The following is a 15,300-nucleotide window of genomic DNA, read 5'->3' as shown; positions in this document are numbered from 1 at the left end:
ACGCTAGCGCAAAATACCGGCCTTGGTCGCCGGGCGGCAAATATGCCTCGTATGCCTCGCCCTCCGGCGCTGGCTGCGGGGCATTGTCATTTCTGAGGATCGGTTTGAAACGGCGTATCGAGATCGGCATCCTGTATTCCCGCTCGGGCAGCTACCAGTTGGTCTCCGATGCGTGCCGGATGGGCGCCACGCGCGCCATCGCCGACATCAATGCCGATCGGAGCTATGGCATCGAACTGGTTCCGGTCGAGCGCGATCCGCAAAGTAATGCCGATCGCTACGCGACTTTGTGCGAGGACATTTTCAGGACCAGCAGCGCGCGCCATGTCGTCGGTTGCGTCACCTCGTGGAGCCGCAAGGAAACCATCCCGGTGCTGGAGAAGGCCGGCGGCATGCTCTGGTATGCCTGCCCCTATGAAGGGTTCGAGGCCAACGAGCATGTCGTCTACATGCACGCCTGCCCCAACCAGCATCTGGTTCCGCTGATGGCGCATGTCGTGCCGCGTTTCGGCGCCAACGGCTTCCTGCTCGGCTCGAACTACATTTGGGGCTGGGAGATGAACCGCGTGGCGCGCGACCTGATCGCGGATGCCGGCGGCAAAGTGCTGGGCGAGCGCTATCTGCGCATCGGCGAGACCGACGTGTCGCGGTTGATCGCGGAAATCCGGGCGACGAGGCCGAGCTTCATCCTCAACAATCTGATCGGCACCTCGTCGTATGCCTTCCTGGCGGCTTACCGCGAGTTGGGCGATGAGGATGCGGCATTCAGGCCGGAAAACTGCCCCGTCATCTCCTGCAACCTCACGGAAGGCGAGTTGCCGGCGATCGGCGAGACAGGGAAAGGGCATCTGTCGGTCGGGCCCTATTTCGCGCCCCGGCCGGCTGCCTTCGCTTCGTCCTTCGAGGCCTCCGCCTATGCCTCGGTGCAGGTGATGGCCGACGTGCTGTCGCGCAACACTGATGCCGGCCCGGCGGAATTTTCCAAGGCCTTCGCCGAGCGGCGCTTCTCCACCCGGCTCGGGCCGATCGCCATCGACGCCCACTCCCAGCACGCGACGCTGCCAGTGATCATCGGCCGGATCGCCGATGGCTTCTTCGAGGTCGTCAGCCAGGAGGATGAGGTCGCGCCGGATCCCTATCTGTCGCGCTACGACCCCGCCAAGACATTCGGCCGTCCGCGTCTGAGGGTGGTGTCATGACGCGGACGCGCATCCCCAATCTCGGCGGCGCGCGGGCTTTCATCCTGCATCGCCCGCATCCGACGGTGCAGGCCATCACCAGGCAATTGTCGGCCATCGGCCTGGCTACGATCGACTGCTGGCCGGAATTGCCGCCGGAAGCTCTCGCCGCCGATTTCGTCTTCTTGGATGCCGATCTCGGTTTCGACGAGCAGTTCCCGTGGGAAGCCGGTGAGGCGCCGATGCCGCTGGTGGCGCTGATCGGTTCCGAGGCGCCGGGGCGTATCGAATGGGCGCTGTCGCACAAGGCCGATGCGCAGCTGCTGAAGCCGGTCGGCAATGCCGGTGTGTACAGCGCATTGCTGATCGCAAGGCAGAGCTTCGAGGCACGCAAGCATTTAGCCGGCGAGATAGCGTCGCTGCGCCAGCGCGTCGCCGAGCGCCAGACCATTGTGCGCGCGGTGACGGCGCTGTCGAAAGGCAGCGATGACGAGCGTGCCTATGCACAACTGCGATCGCTGGCGATGAGCTGGCAGATCAGCGTCGAGGATGCCGCGCGCAGGATCGTGGCAATGACGGATGAGGAAGGCGGCGATGACCAGTCCCATCGCGCCTGATCTCCCGGTACGCATGCCGGCAAAACCGCGCGCCGGCGTCTGGCGTCGGCTGGTCAAACGCCGCCTGGCGCTGCTCGGGCTGGTCATCGTCGCCATTGTTGTCGCCGGCGCCGTGCTGGCGCCCCGGCTGACCGGCTACGATCCCAACGAGCAGATGTTCGACGGCCTGACCATCGAGGGCTCGCCGCTGCCGCCCAGCGCCCAGTATTGGCTCGGCACCGACCTGCTCGGACGTGACCTCTTGACCCGCATCCTCTACGGCGCCCGCACCTCGCTGATCATCGGCATCGTCGCCAATGGCGTGGCGCTTTTGATCGGCACTTTGGTGGGCGTCACCGCAGGCTATTTCCGCGGCTGGATCGGCAGTGCGCTGATGCGCTTCACCGATCTGATGATGGCGTTCCCGGCGCTGCTGCTCGCCATCTGCCTGGCGGCAGTGTTTCAGCCGAGTCTGTGGATCGTCGCCATGGTCATCGCGCTGGTCAACTGGGTGCAGACGGCGCGTGTCATCTACACCGAGACCTCATCGCTGGCCGAGCGCGAGTTCATCGATGCCGAGCGCAGCATCGGGGCGAGTGCGCCGCGCATCCTGTTTCGCCACATCCTGCCGCATCTGCTGCCGACCATCATCGTCTGGGGCACGCTCGGCATCTCGACCACGGTTCTGCTCGAGGCGACGCTTTCCTTCCTCGGCATCGGTGTGCAGCCGCCGACCGCGTCGTGGGGCAACATCATTTTCGAGAACCAGACCTATTTCCAGGCCGCGCCCTGGCTGGTGTTCTTCCCCGGCGCCGCAATCCTCGCGTTGGCGCTGGCCTTCAATCTGATCGGCGACGCGTTGCGCGACATCCTCGATCCGACGCAAAGGGGCCGGGAATAATGGGGGGCCGGTCATGATCGCCTATCTCGGCCGCCGGCTGATCCAGTCGCTGCTCATCCTGCTTGGCGTCTCGCTGATCACTTTTGCGCTGCTCTACCTCTTGCCGGCCGACCCGGTGCGGCAGATCGCCGGCCGCAGTGCCACGCCGCAGACGGTGGAAAACATCCGCCAGCAACTCGGCCTCGACCAGCCTTTCGTGGTCCAGTACTGGCACTATCTGACGAAGCTACTCAGCGGCGATCTCGGCCGCTCCTACATCCAGCGCTCGGAGGTCACCGAACTCATCGTCTCGCGGCTGCCGGCCAGCCTGCTTTTGATGGTCGGCGCCATCCTTTGCGAATTGCTGATCGGGCTCTCGATGGGGCTGATCGCCGCCGTCAAGCGCGGCTCCGCCACCGACCAGACCCTGATGGTGGCCTCCTTCGTCGGCGTCTCGGCGCCGCAATTCGTGGTTGGCCTGTTGCTGCTCTACGTCTTTGCCGTGCGGCTAAGCTGGTTTCCGATCGGCGGCTACGGCACATGGCGCCATCTGGTGCTGCCGTCGTTGACCATGGGCGTACTCGGCGCCGGCTGGTATGCGCGCATGATGCGCTCGTCGATGATAGACGTCCTGCGCCAGGATTATGTCCGCACGGCGCGGGCCAAGGGCCTGGCGCGCAGCGCCATCATATTCCGCCACGCACTGCCGAATGCCATCCTGCCGGTCATCGCCATGATCGGCATCGACATCGGCATCTTCATGGGCGGCATCGTCGTCGTCGAAAGCGTGTTCGGCTGGCCCGGCATCGGTCAGCTGGCGTGGCAGGCGATCCAGCGCGTCGACATTCCGATCATCATGGGCGTCACGCTGGTGTCGGCCTTCGCCATCGTGCTCGGCAATCTGCTCGCCGACATCATCGCGCCGTTCATCGATCCCCGCATCAAGCTCAGATGAAAATGAAACAGAGAAAGGGAACACAACAATGAAAAAGTTTCTCGCATCCACAGTCGCGGCATCCGCCTTGGCCCTCATGCTCGGCATGACAAGCGTCCGCGCCGAAGACACGGTCGATCCCAACGCCAAGCAAGGCGGCGCCATCACCATCACCTACAAGGACGATGTTGCGACCCTCGATCCGGCGATCGGCTATGACTGGCAGAACTGGTCGATGATCAAGAGCCTGTTCGATGGGCTGATGGATTACGAGCCGGGCACCACCAATTTGAAGCCCGACCTCGCCGAAAGCTACGAGATTTCGCCCGACGGCCAGACCTTCACCTTCAAGCTGCGCCATGGCGTGAAATTCCACAATGGCCGCGAGATGACGGCCGACGACGTGAAATATTCGCTTGACCGCGTCACCAATCCGAAGACGCAGAGCCCCGGCGCTGGCTTCTTCGGCTCGATCAAGGGCTATGACGATGTCGCCGCCGGCAAGGCCGAAGGCCTTTCCGGCGTCACCGTCGTCGATCCCTACACGGTGAAGTTCGAGCTGACCCGGCCCGACGCCACCTTCCTGCATGTCATGGCCATCAATTTCGCCCATGTCGTGCCGAAGGAAGAGGTCGAGAAATATGGCGCCGATTTCGGCAAGCATCCGGTGGGCACCGGCGCCTTCAAGCTCGCCGAGTGGACACTCGGCCAACGCATCGTCTTCGAGCGCAATGCGGATTACTGGCACAAGGGCCTGCCGCATCTCGACAAGATCACCTTCGAGATCGGCCAGGAACCGATCGTGGCGCTGCTGCGCTTGCAGAAGGGCGAGATCGATGTGCCCGGCGACGGCATTCCGCCGGCAAAATTCCAGGAGGTGATGGCCGATCCCGAGCAGAAGGCGCGCGTCGTCGAAGGCGGTCAGCTGCACACCGGCTACGTCACCATGAACACTACCATGGCGCCGTTCGACAATGTGAAGGTGCGTCAGGCCGTCAACATGGCGCTCAACAAGGCGCGCATCATCCAGATCATCAACGGCCGCGCCGTGCCGGCCAACCAGCCGCTGCCGCCGTCGATGCCGGGCTACGACAAGGAATACAAAGGTTATCCCTATGACGTAGCCAAGGCCAAGGCGCTGCTGGCCGAGGCCGGTCATCCCGATGGTTTCGACACGCAGCTGTTCGCCATGAACACCGATCCCAACCCGCGCATTGCCCAGGCGATCCAGCAGGACCTGGCGGCCATCGGCATCAAGGCCAGCATCCAGTCGCTGGCGCAGGCCAATGTCATCGCCGCCGGCGGTGACAAGGCCGGCGCGCCGATGATCTGGTCGGGCGGCATGGCCTGGATCGCCGACTTCCCCGATCCGTCGAATTTCTACGGCCCGATCCTCGGCTGCGCCGGCGCGGTGCCGGGCGGCTGGAACTGGTCGTGGTACTGCAATAAGGACCTCGACGCCAAGGCGGCCGAGGCGGATTCTGTGGTCGACCCGGCAAAGGCCGGCGAACGCGACAAGATGTGGAGCGCCATCTACGACAAGGTGATGGAAGACGCGCCCTGGGCGCCGGTCTTCAACGAACAGCGCTTCACCATGAAATCCGCCCGAATGGGCGGCGCCGACAACCTCTATGTCGACCCGGTCCATATCCCGATCAACTATGACAATGTGTACGTAAAAGATGTGCAATAGCTGCGACTACACCATCCATGGGCGCCATCACCATTTCGGCTGGGACAATTCCTTTGTCCCGGCCGAGCGGGTGGCGCCCGGCGCGACCATCGAGTTCCAGTGCCTCGATGCCGCCGGCGGCCAGCTGAACGCCGACAGCACGGTCGCCGAAATCGTCAAGCTCGACTTCGCCGGGGTCAACCCGGTGACCGGGCCGATCTTCGTCGAGGGCGCCGAGCCGGGTGACGCGCTCAAGGTGACGATCGAGATGTTCAAACCGTCCGGCTTCGGTTGGACGGCGAACATTCCCGGTTTCGGCCTGCTCGCCGACGACTTCACGGAACCGGCGCTGAACATCTGGAAATACGATGCAGCCGCGCTCGAACCGGCGCTGTTCGGGAAAAACGCGCGCGTGCCACTGAAGCCGTTCGCCGGCACCATCGGCAATGCGCCGGCTGAGATGGGGCTTCACTCGGTGGTGCCGCCACGGCGGGTCGGCGGCAATCTCGACATCCGCGATCTCGCTGCCGGCACGACGCTCTATCTGCCGGTTGAGGTGGCCGGCGCGCTGTTCTCGGTCGGCGATACGCACGCCGCACAAGGCGATGGCGAGGTCTGCGGCACGGCGATCGAGAGCCCGATGGACGTCGTGCTCAAGCTCGACCTTGTCAAGGACGCCAGGCTGAAGACGCCGCGCTTCACCACGCCGGGCCCGGTGACGCGCCATCTCGACGCCAAGGGTTACGAGGTGACGACGGGGATTGGGCCGGATCTGATGGCGGGCGCGAAGGAGGCGGTGGCGCAGATGGTCGATCTGCTCGCTGGGCGTTACCAGATTGATCCGGTCGAGGCTTATATGCTGGCCTCGGTGTGTGGTGATCTGCGCATCAGCGAGATCGTCGACATGCCGAATTGGGTGGTGTCGTTCTATTTTCCGCGTTGCGTGTTTGAATGATGTCAGGTCGGCGCTGCACCCCCACCCCGCTGCTTCGCAGCGACCCTCCCCACAAGGGGGAGGGTAAAGCGCTGCCACCCTACCTCCCCCTTGTGGGGAGGTCGGACCGGAGGTCCGGGTGGGGGTCAGCGCCAAGGTTTGTGCGAATGGTGCGACGGAACCAATCCGTCGCAGGGCTCCACCCACAATGACCCTCGCCGACAACCCCATCCTCTCCATCGCCAACCTCTCCGTCAGCGTGCGCGGCGAGGACGGCGAGCGCGATGTCGTCTCCAACCTGTCGCTGACGCTGGCGCGCGGCGAGACGCTCTGCATTGCCGGCGAATCCGGCTCCGGCAAGTCGATGACCGCGCTGGCGATCATGCAGCTTTTGCCGCAGCCGGCGGCGCGCATATCGTCAGGCATGATCCGTCTTCGGGATGGGAATCGGGGCGACACCGACCTAGCAACCCTCGACGAACGCCAGATGCGGCGCATTCGCGGCGACCGCATCGCCATGATCTTCCAGGAGCCGATGACCTCGCTCAACCCGGTTCTGTCGATCGGCCGGCAGCTGACGGAATCCATCGAGGCGCATACCAGCCTGTCGCGGGCCGAGGCCCGCCAGCGCGCGATCGAGGCGTTGAAGGCGGTGCGCATTTCGGAGGCGGAAAGCCGGCTAAAGCAGTTTCCGCACGAACTCTCCGGCGGCATGCGCCAGCGGGTGATGATCGCCATGGCGCTGGCGCTCGAGCCCGACGTGCTGATCGCCGATGAGCCGACGACGGCGCTCGACGTCACCGTGCAAGGCGAAGTGCTGGAGCTGTTGCGCGACCTGCAGCGCCAGCATGGCACCAGCGTCATCCTGATCACCCACGATATGGGCGTGGTTGCCGAAATGGCCGACCGGGTCATCGTCATGCGCGACGGCCGCATGGTCGAAGAAGGCACGACATCGGATATTTTTGCCCGGCCGCAGGCCGACTATACGCGCGAACTGCTGGCTGCCGTGCCGCGCATCGGCAGTGGTGTCGGTCGACAGAAATCCAGGAATGCGATTGACGTCTTGAAACCGGCCAATGTCGCCGAGGTCAACGACCTGCATGTCCGCTTCGATCTGCGTGGCGGCATCTTTGGCCAGGTCACCCGCCGCGTCCACGCCGTCGAGGGCGTCAGCTTCTCGATCGCGCCCAACGAAACGCTCGCTCTGGTCGGCGAATCCGGCTGCGGCAAGTCGACCACCGCCAAGGCGCTGGCCGGACTGGCGCCGTATAGCGGCGACATCGTCATTGGCGGGCGCAATCTCTCCGTTCTTGGCCGCGACGAACGCAAGGCGGTGCGCCGTGACGTCCAGATGATTTTCCAGGATCCCTTCGCCTCGCTCGATCCGCGCATGCGCGTCGGCGACCTCGTCGCCGAGCCGCTGGTGATCCATGGCATCGCCTCGCAGGACGAGCGCCGGGAACGGGTGGCGGCGCTGTTCGAGCGCGTCGGCCTGTCGGCCGCCCAGATGGAGCTCTATCCGCATGAATTCTCCGGCGGCCAGCGCCAGCGCGTCTGCATTGCACGGGCGCTGGCGCTCCGACCAAAACTGATCATCGCCGACGAAAGCGTCTCGGCCCTCGACGTTTCGGTGCAGGCGCGCGTGCTCGATCTCCTGAAGGAATTGCAGCGCGAATTCGGCGTCGCCTATCTCTTCATCTCGCACGACATGGCGGTGGTCGAGAATATTTCCGACCGCGTTGCCGTCATGTATCTCGGCCAGATCGTCGAGATGGGCACGCGCGACCAGGTGTTTTCCAACCCGCGCCATCCCTACACCAGGCGGCTGATCGACGCCGTGCCGGTGCCCGATCCGGCGAAGCGCAGAACCCGCTTCGCCCGCCTCGACCAGGAGATACCGAGCGCCACCCGCAGGATCGGCGAGGCGCCGCTGAAGCTGGCGCTGAACGATGTCGGCGGCGGCCATCTGGTTGCTGCGGAAAGCTGAGCCCGCACTGGCTGGCAGCTGTTCTTTTACTTTGTTGAGTACAACCAAGAACTGCCGTCTCGGGTTTACCGCGTCTTAGGTGGACGGCGGCCACTATACGGTCGGCGTTCTTGCCACGGGGAAAAATAGTGCTCAAGGCGGTTCTGCAGCTGCTGCCGGGTCGGTTCATGGATGTGCGCATGCGCGTATCCGCCGACTACGAGACGCGCGTCGTGGAGCGGCCCGGGCGCTGGATGAAGGCTGCCGAACTGGAGCAGCTGAGCAGCGATCTGCGGCTGGTAGCGTCCAAGACACTGAAGTTCGGCAGCCTGACCTATGGCGTGTTTTCCGGCGACCGCAGCCGGCTGGAACATTCCATCATCACCATTGTCTACCGGCGCAGCGACCGGCAGCCGATCGCCTTCAACTCGCTGGCGCTGATGGAGATATCGCTCGCCGGCAAGCCCTATGAAGTCTTGCACCTCGGTCTGGTCATGATCGATCCCGACGAGCGCAGCCGCGGGCTGAGCTGGATCCTCTACGGCCTAACCTGCTTCCTGATGTTTTTGCGCAATCAACTGCGGCCGATCTGGATTTCCAATGTCACCCAGGTACCCGCTGTCGTCGGCATGGTCGCGGAGGCGTTCAGCAATGTGTTCCCAGGACCGCATGCCGGCGCGCGCCGCTCGCTTACCCATGTGCTTCTGGCGCGGCAGATCATGGCGCGCCATCGCCATGTCTTCGGTGTCGGCCCCGAAGCTGGTTTCGACGAAGAGCGCTTCGTCATCACCAACGCCTATACGGGCGGCTCGGACGATCTGAAGAAGACCTTCGACGAGGCGGCCAAGCACCGCGTCGAGACCTTTAACGAGTTCTGCCACAAAGAGCTCGACTACACGCGCGGCGATGATGTGCTGCAGATCGGACAGATGAGCTTTCAGTCGGCGCGCACCTATCTCGCCGACGCGGTTCCGCGCGGCTCGCTTGCCGCCCTTGCGGTAGCAGGTGCGGCGGCCACGCTGCAGCGGCTGGTTTTGCCGGTGGTACACTGGGCGGATAGCAGCCGCCAATGGAATGTGCTGAGACCATGGACACGCTGATGGCTTCATCCGTGATGATGCCTGGGTGTGAGCTGATGGGCGCTGACCGATGAACCTCGATGGCACGCTCGTGGCCGACACCATCACCTCGCTGGCGGCGCTGTTCGGGCTGCTGATCGTGATATCGGTCGTCGGCGGGCGCGACACCGGCGATCCGCTGTCGCGGCGTTTTCTGTTCGGTTTGCGGGTGCTGGCGGTGCTGCTCGCCTGCCGAATCCTCGACTGGACTACCGGCCTCGCACTCTTCCGCTTCGTCACCATCGCGGCGGCGGGCCTGCTGCCGCTGGCCGCACTGCTGCTGACCGAGGGGCTGTTGCGCCGGCATGCGCCGTTTGCGCTAAAGTTCTTTGCCGCCGGCGGCGCCCTGCTGTTGCTACTGCTGGCGCCGATCTCGGAACGCTTTGCCGAGCCATGGCGGATGGCGGTACTACTTGCCTTCCAGTTCGGAGGTTTTCTCGCCATCGGCTGGCTGGTGATGACGCGCGATCGCGACAGCCTGTCGGCGGCCGAAAACCGCACGGTCGAGCGCATGGCGCTGTCGCTGCTGTTGATCATTCCGTTCATGGTCACCGACTACCGGCCCGGCCTGTTCGAAGTGCCGGTTCGGCTTGGCGGCATCGCCATCCTGTTCCTGTGCTGGCTTACGATCGGCCTCGGGCGCGCCAGCCTCGGCCATCGCGACACGATCGGCGCCTTTACCGTGATTACGCTGAGCTCGGTTTTCGCCGGGCTGGCGCTGGGCGGCATCGACGATCTCGGCTGGCGCGGCAGCGTGCAGGGCGTGGTGATCGTGCTTTCGGCGACGCTGCTGGCAGTCATCTACAATGACAGCGTCAGCCTCACCGCCGAGAAGCGCCGCGACTCGTTGCTGAAGCATATGGCCGAGGGCGACCTCACCGATTCGGCGCGCTTCCTGCGCGGCCTGCAGAGCCATATCCTTGTCGACGGCGCGCTGATCCTGCCGGCAGGGGACCTCGGCGATTTCGACCTGAAGGTGCTGGCCCGTGCACTGGAGCAGGAGCCCGTGCGCTCGCTCGCCGATGCGCAGCCGGGGGCGCCAGTCGACCAGGATATACGCGAGCAGCTGGCATGGCTGTTCGAGAAATATGAGGCGACCCATGTGCTGCTGGCGACGCTCGAGCCGTTGACCGTGGTGGCGCTCAACATGCCGGCGCTGGCATCGTCGCCAGGCGTGGAAATGGAGCTGCGGGCAGTCCAGCGCATGGCGATGCTGATCTCGCAGCGGCATGCGAAGGGTTGATCTACTGAACGGGCCGGCTCTTGCGTCGGCCCGTTGCCGTAGCCGGGTCAGGCGGCCTTGGTCTTCAAGGCTTCTTCGTCGCGCACCATTTTTGTCACGGCGGCGAAGTCGAGCTTGCCGGAGCCAAGGACCGGTACCTTTGAGACCACCCGCACTTCGGCCGGGACCATCAGGTCCATGGCGCCGTTGGCCTTGGCGTAGGCGAGGAATTCCGCTCGTGTGGCGCCGGGTGCCTCGGTGATGAGGATCAGCTTTTCGCCCTTGCGCGCGTCGGGCACCGTGGCGACCGCCGACAGCGAGCCCTTCCACAATTCGCCGGCCAGCGCTTCGACAGCGGCCAGCGAGATCATCTCGCCGCCGATCTTGGCGAAGCGCTTGGCGCGGCCGCGAATGGTGATGAAGCCGCCTTCGTCGATAGCGACGACGTCGCCCGTATCATGCCAGCCGTCCTCCAGCGGTTCGAGCACGCCGGGCTTCTCGGCCCGGAGATAACCGGCCATGACATTGGGGCCGCGCACGAACAGCCGGCCGCCTTCGTCGACGCCGGGGACCGGATCGAGGCGGTATTCCATGCCGGGCATGATCTTGCCGACGGTTCCGGAGCGATTGTACATCGGCGTGTTGATGGAGATCACCGGCGCCGTCTCGGTGACGCCGTAGCCCTCGAGGATGCGTAGGCCGAACTTCTCCATATAGGTCATGCGCGTCGCTGTCTTGACCGGTTCCGCGCCGGCAAAGCAATAGCGTATCGAGCGGAAGTCGTAGGGGTGAGCGGTGCGCGCATAGCCGGAGAGGAAGGTGTCGGTGCCGAAGATGATCGTCGCGTTCGAGCCGTAGATCAGTTCCGGCACGAGGCGGTAGTGCAGCGGCGAGGGGTAGAAATAGACCGGCACGCCGGAGATCAACGGCAGCACCGTGCCCGCGGTCATGCCGAAGGAGTGGAAGATCGGCAGCACGTTGAACACCTTGTCGCCCGAATGGAAGTCGATACGCGACGCCGCCTGGGCGGCGTTGGCCAGGATGTTGCGGTGGCTCAGAACGACGCCCTTCGGCGTGCCTTCCGAACCCGAGGTGAACAAGATCACCGCCGCATCGCCGGGCTTGCGTTTCGCGCGCGGCGTCGACTTGCGCAGCAAGCCGAGCAGCTTATCCTTGAGACTGATGGTCTTTCTGAGATCGTCGAGCCACACGATGTCGACCGAGCGACCGAGTTCCTCGACCACGGCGCCGAGCTTTGCCTGTTCGACGAACGCGCGGGACGTCAGCACGGTGCGGACTTCGGCGGCCTTGCAGGCGGACAGAATATTGGCAGCACCTGCGGTGAAGTTCATCATCGCCGGAACCTTGCCGGCGGACATGACGCCGAGCAGCGTCGCGCAAGAGCCGTTGGCGTTGGGCAGCATGATGCCCAGCGTCTGCTGGTCGGCATAAAGGTTCTGGAACTTCTCACCAAGCACGGCGGCAGCCGTGAGCAGCTTGCTGTAGCTGAGAGAACCGGTGACCGGATCCTGAACTGCGAGCTGTTTCATGCCGCGTTCGTTCGCCGTCTCGATGATCTTTTCCAGTACGGTCTTGTCGATGTCCTGGGTGCGGAAAACGAGATCCGACATCACCTGGTAGAGCGTGGAACCCGCTGCGGCGCGGCGCTTGCGGCCCTTCAGCTCTTGCGGCACCTCGAGCTTGACCGGTTCCAGAATGGTCACCTTGACCTTCGGGAACAGGCGGCGGCGCACATGCTGCGAGCTCAGCCGCGAGAAGTAGGTCTTCTCCAGCCCGTCGATGCGCACCGGCACAACCATCGAGCCGGTCTTGTCGGCAACCATGGCGGCGCCGTCATAGACCTTCATCAGGCCGCCGGTCACGGTGATGCGTCCCTCCGGGAAGATCACCAGCGGGTCACCGCCCTGCACGATCTTGATCAGCGTGCGGGTCGACATCGGCTTGGCCGGGTTGAGCGGCAAAGCGCGGGCAAGTTTCATGAACGGCTTCATCCACCAGGCCTGGGCAATGGTGTAGTCGATGGCGAAGACCGGCTCCTCATCGGTCAGCGTCAAGGCGAGCGGACCGTCGAGGAAGCTGACATGGTTGAGCGCCAGGATCGGCGCCTTGCCGGCGGCTTTCAGGTTTTCCATGCCCTCGACTTCGAGGCGCAGGAAAGCGCGGAACAGGATGGAGACGAAGTCACGGAAGGGGTTCGTCGGCAAATATTTCAGCATCAGCCAGGCGGCAATCGCATTGGCCGCGGCGAGGCCGAACAGGATGCCGCCGGTCGAGACCTTTGTCTGGATCAGGGCCATGATGATGCCGCCGCCAGTCATGAAGCCGGCATTGACGATACTGACGGCGGCGACAACCCGGGCGCGCCGCGCTTCGGGCGACCAGGCCTGCACGGCGGCGAAGGTCGGCACCACCAGGAAAGCGGCTGCAATGGCCATGCCGGCGAGGTCGATGGCGACGCGGACCGTGTTTGGGCCGGCGAAGAACGCGCGAAGGGTTTCCGCCTGGGGCGACGGCGTCATGCCGGAGATGGTCCAGGCGAGATGCAGGCCGAACAGGGCGAGCAGCGCCGTGCCGACCGGTGCCGGCAACAGCACGATGCGGCCCTGCGACATCCAGGCGGCGATGGCCGAACCGATGGCGATCGAGACGGCGAACACGGCGAGGTAGACGGTGACGGCCATTTCGTTGCCGCCGAGCGAATCCTTGATCAGCACCGGCAGGAGCGAGAGCACGATGGCGCCGATCAGCCAGAACCACGACGTCATCAGGCCGGCGCGCCAGATGCGCGTGTCGGTGCGCAATTCGGCGACCTGGCGCCAGGTCGAGCGGAAGATGTTCTTGTCGATGACAAGGTCGGGCGCCGCCGAACCGGTCGACGGGATGTAGCGGCTGACGAGCCAGCAACCGACGGCGAGCGCCATCATGATCGGTCCGAACACCGCGACACCGATGCCATCGGCGGAAACGACGCCGCCGGCTATGGTGCCGCCGAGAATCGCGGCAAACGTAGCTGACTCGATCCAGGCGTTGGCCTTGGGCAGTTCCTTGCGTTCGAGGTGATCGGGCAGGATGCCGTATTTGATCGGTCCGAACAGCGCCGAGACAACGCCGAACATCAACAGCGCCGTCATCAGCACGGGAATGGACGACAGGGCGATGCCGACGACGGAGACACCCGCCGCCGCGATCTCGGCGAATTTCAGACGCTTGGCTATGAGAGCCTTGTCGAAGCGGTCGGCGAGCTCGCCGCCGAGCGCCGACAGGAGCAGGAAGGGGGCCATGAAGACGGCGCCCGCCAAGGTGACCAGTGATGCCGCCTGGTCCGCCGCCAGCGTGAACAGAATAAGGAACACCAGCGTGTTCTTGAGGAAATTATCGTTGAAGGCGGACAGGAACTGCGTCCAGAACAAGGGCGCAAAGCGCCTGGACGTCATCAGATGAGCTGTCGGTCGGTTGATCGGGGCGATTTCCATAGCGGCGACTTCCATTGGGCAAGACCGATTAAAATCCTGGCTGGATTGATCAGCGGTCTTGCGCGTTGAGCCTTGTTTAGCGGGAACCCGGTTACACTTCGTTACTGCGGCTGACTTCCATCAGCAACTTCTCGGTCTTGGCGTCTTCCAGCCGGTTGATGAAGCGGCTTGCCTCTTCCGAGTCGCGCAGCGTCTTGGTGATGGTGATCGAGGTGTGCACGAGCATGATGGCGGCCATGGCGTAAAACCCCTTGGCGGCGAAGCTCGCCTCCATGAAGTAGATGCCGCCGGCCATCATCATGGCGGCAACGGCGAAACTGGCCATGGTGAAGGTCTTCCAGGCGCTTGAGTCCTTGGGGGAATAGGTGTTCGGGGTCATCGATATGGTCCTTTCGTTTCAAGGTCAGGTTGGTTGGGCGTGGGTCTGTTTCAGGCTGGATACAATCAGGCCGGATACAATCAGACTGGATAACAATCAGGCCGGGTACGATCAGACTGGATAACAATCAGGCCGGGTACGATCAGGCCGGCTTGGTCATGGTCTTCGTGAGCCGTTCGAGCACGGCGTCGGCGCTGCTTCTCAGCGGCGCGCCGCAGCCGGCGGCCGCAAGCTTCTCTGAGACCGCGGCAGGATCGCCCGACTGTTCCATCTCGGCCATGGCGGCCGCGGTGGCGTCGATCTGCTTTTGCCTGGTGCGCAGGCGCAGCAGCGTCTCCTCGGCGTCCCTGAGCGCCGACAGGCTGGAGCCGGGCGCGCTTTCTCGCAGGCGCTGGGTCGAGTCGACCGCGGCAACGATGCGCTGGCCGCGCTGCAATTCGCGCAGGCGCATTTCGGAGACGCGGATAATCCGCTTGAGACGCTCGATCTCGGCGCCGAAGCTTTTCTGCGCCTCGGCGGAGGCGTCGCGTTCGGCTTCCAGCATGGCGATGGTTTCGGCGGCTTCGCGGGCCAGTTCATTCTGTCCCTGCTCGATCGCGGCGATCGTGCGCTTCTCCAAATCGTCGATGCGGAGGCCAAGCTTCTTGTACTGCGCGACTTCCTGTTCATTCTGGGCGATGGCAATTGCAACCGCCCGGCGGGCGGCCGCGATAGCGTCGGCGCAATCGCGGATCTGCTGGCGCAGGATTATCAGCGCGTTGCGGTCGACGACCGCCTCGGCGGCTTCGTAGCTTCGGCCGCGAACGAGAGCAAAAAACTGTTTCAACATTTCCGTTTCTCCTCTATGAACGTTGTTCATGAGGCAAAGTAGCACATTGTGAACGGCGTTCAAGCAGAAAATGAACGGTGTTCATGATTGCGCAT

12 protein-coding genes are annotated in these 15,300 nt (G+C 64.2%); 9 read left to right on the top strand and 3 right to left on the bottom strand.

All coding sequences use genetic code 11. The annotated features are described in order from the left end of the window. Positions 1 to 104: 104 nt before the first annotated feature. From X727_RS144915 to X727_RS144955, 9 genes are all read left to right on the top strand, one after another. Positions 105 to 1,199 carry a transporter substrate-binding protein gene (locus tag X727_RS144915; protein ID WP_023693237.1) on the top strand — a complete coding sequence of 365 codons (1,095 nt, stop codon included), beginning with the start codon at positions 105 to 107 and terminating at the stop codon, positions 1,197 to 1,199. Next, entirely contained in the window at positions 1,196 to 1,795 is a 600-nt protein-coding gene (locus tag X727_RS144920; RefSeq protein WP_023834664.1) for an ANTAR domain-containing protein, read from the top strand. Before X727_RS144915 ends, X727_RS144920 begins: the two co-directional genes overlap by 4 nt. Beyond that, complete coding sequence (locus X727_RS144925; protein WP_023693235.1) at positions 1,773 to 2,675, top strand: ABC transporter permease; 903 nt, start codon at positions 1,773 to 1,775, stop codon at positions 2,673 to 2,675. The genes X727_RS144920 and X727_RS144925 overlap by 23 nt, the downstream gene beginning before the upstream one ends. Positions 2,676 to 2,688: 13 nt before the next feature. Then, on the top strand, positions 2,689 to 3,609 hold the full coding sequence (locus tag X727_RS144930) for an ABC transporter permease (RefSeq protein ID WP_023834663.1): 921 nt from the start codon (positions 2,689 to 2,691) through the stop codon (positions 3,607 to 3,609). Between the two features lie 28 nt (positions 3,610 to 3,637). Next, positions 3,638 to 5,281, top strand: a complete 1,644-nt coding sequence (locus X727_RS144935; RefSeq protein ID WP_023681456.1) for an ABC transporter substrate-binding protein — start codon at positions 3,638 to 3,640, stop codon at positions 5,279 to 5,281. Further along, positions 5,271 to 6,215: an acetamidase/formamidase family protein gene (locus tag X727_RS144940; protein WP_023668593.1), complete on the top strand. Its 945-nt coding sequence runs from the start codon at positions 5,271 to 5,273 to the stop codon at positions 6,213 to 6,215. Before X727_RS144935 ends, X727_RS144940 begins: the two co-directional genes overlap by 11 nt. Before the next feature lie 187 nt (positions 6,216 to 6,402). Continuing rightward, a complete protein-coding gene (locus X727_RS144945; protein WP_023834662.1) occupies positions 6,403 to 8,184 on the top strand; it encodes an ABC transporter ATP-binding protein in 1,782 nt (593 codons plus the stop codon). Positions 8,185 to 8,312: 128 nt separating this feature from the next. Further along, on the top strand, positions 8,313 to 9,263 hold the full coding sequence (locus tag X727_RS144950; protein WP_031202896.1) for a hypothetical protein: 951 nt from the start codon (positions 8,313 to 8,315) through the stop codon (positions 9,261 to 9,263). Positions 9,264 to 9,312: 49 nt separating this feature from the next. Next, positions 9,313 to 10,524, top strand: coding sequence for a hypothetical protein (locus X727_RS144955; protein WP_023834661.1), 1,212 nt, complete (start codon positions 9,313 to 9,315; stop codon positions 10,522 to 10,524). Positions 10,525 to 10,571: 47 nt separating this feature from the next. Here X727_RS144955 and X727_RS144960 read toward each other — a convergent pair whose 3' ends face one another. The 3 genes from X727_RS144960 to X727_RS144970 all read right to left on the bottom strand — a co-directional run bounded on the left by X727_RS144960 (position 10,572) and on the right by X727_RS144970 (position 15,205). Then, entirely contained in the window at positions 10,572 to 13,997 is a 3,426-nt protein-coding gene (locus tag X727_RS144960) for an acyl-[ACP]--phospholipid O-acyltransferase (protein WP_023834660.1), read from the bottom strand. 91 nt (positions 13,998 to 14,088) lie between these two features. After that, the gene (locus X727_RS144965) at positions 14,089 to 14,376 is read right to left on the bottom strand and encodes a YiaA/YiaB family inner membrane protein (protein WP_023681450.1); all 288 of its coding nucleotides are present in this window, start codon (positions 14,374 to 14,376) and stop codon (positions 14,089 to 14,091) included. 142 nt (positions 14,377 to 14,518) lie between these two features. Continuing rightward, a complete protein-coding gene (locus X727_RS144970; protein ID WP_023834659.1) occupies positions 14,519 to 15,205 on the bottom strand; it encodes a PspA/IM30 family protein in 687 nt (228 codons plus the stop codon). Positions 15,206 to 15,300: the final 95 nt, after the last annotated feature.

Source organism: Mesorhizobium sp. L103C105A0 (assembly GCF_000502215.1).
Lineage (GTDB): Bacteria > Pseudomonadota > Alphaproteobacteria > Rhizobiales > Rhizobiaceae > Mesorhizobium.
This window is presented reverse-complemented; position numbering and strand designations above follow the sequence as displayed.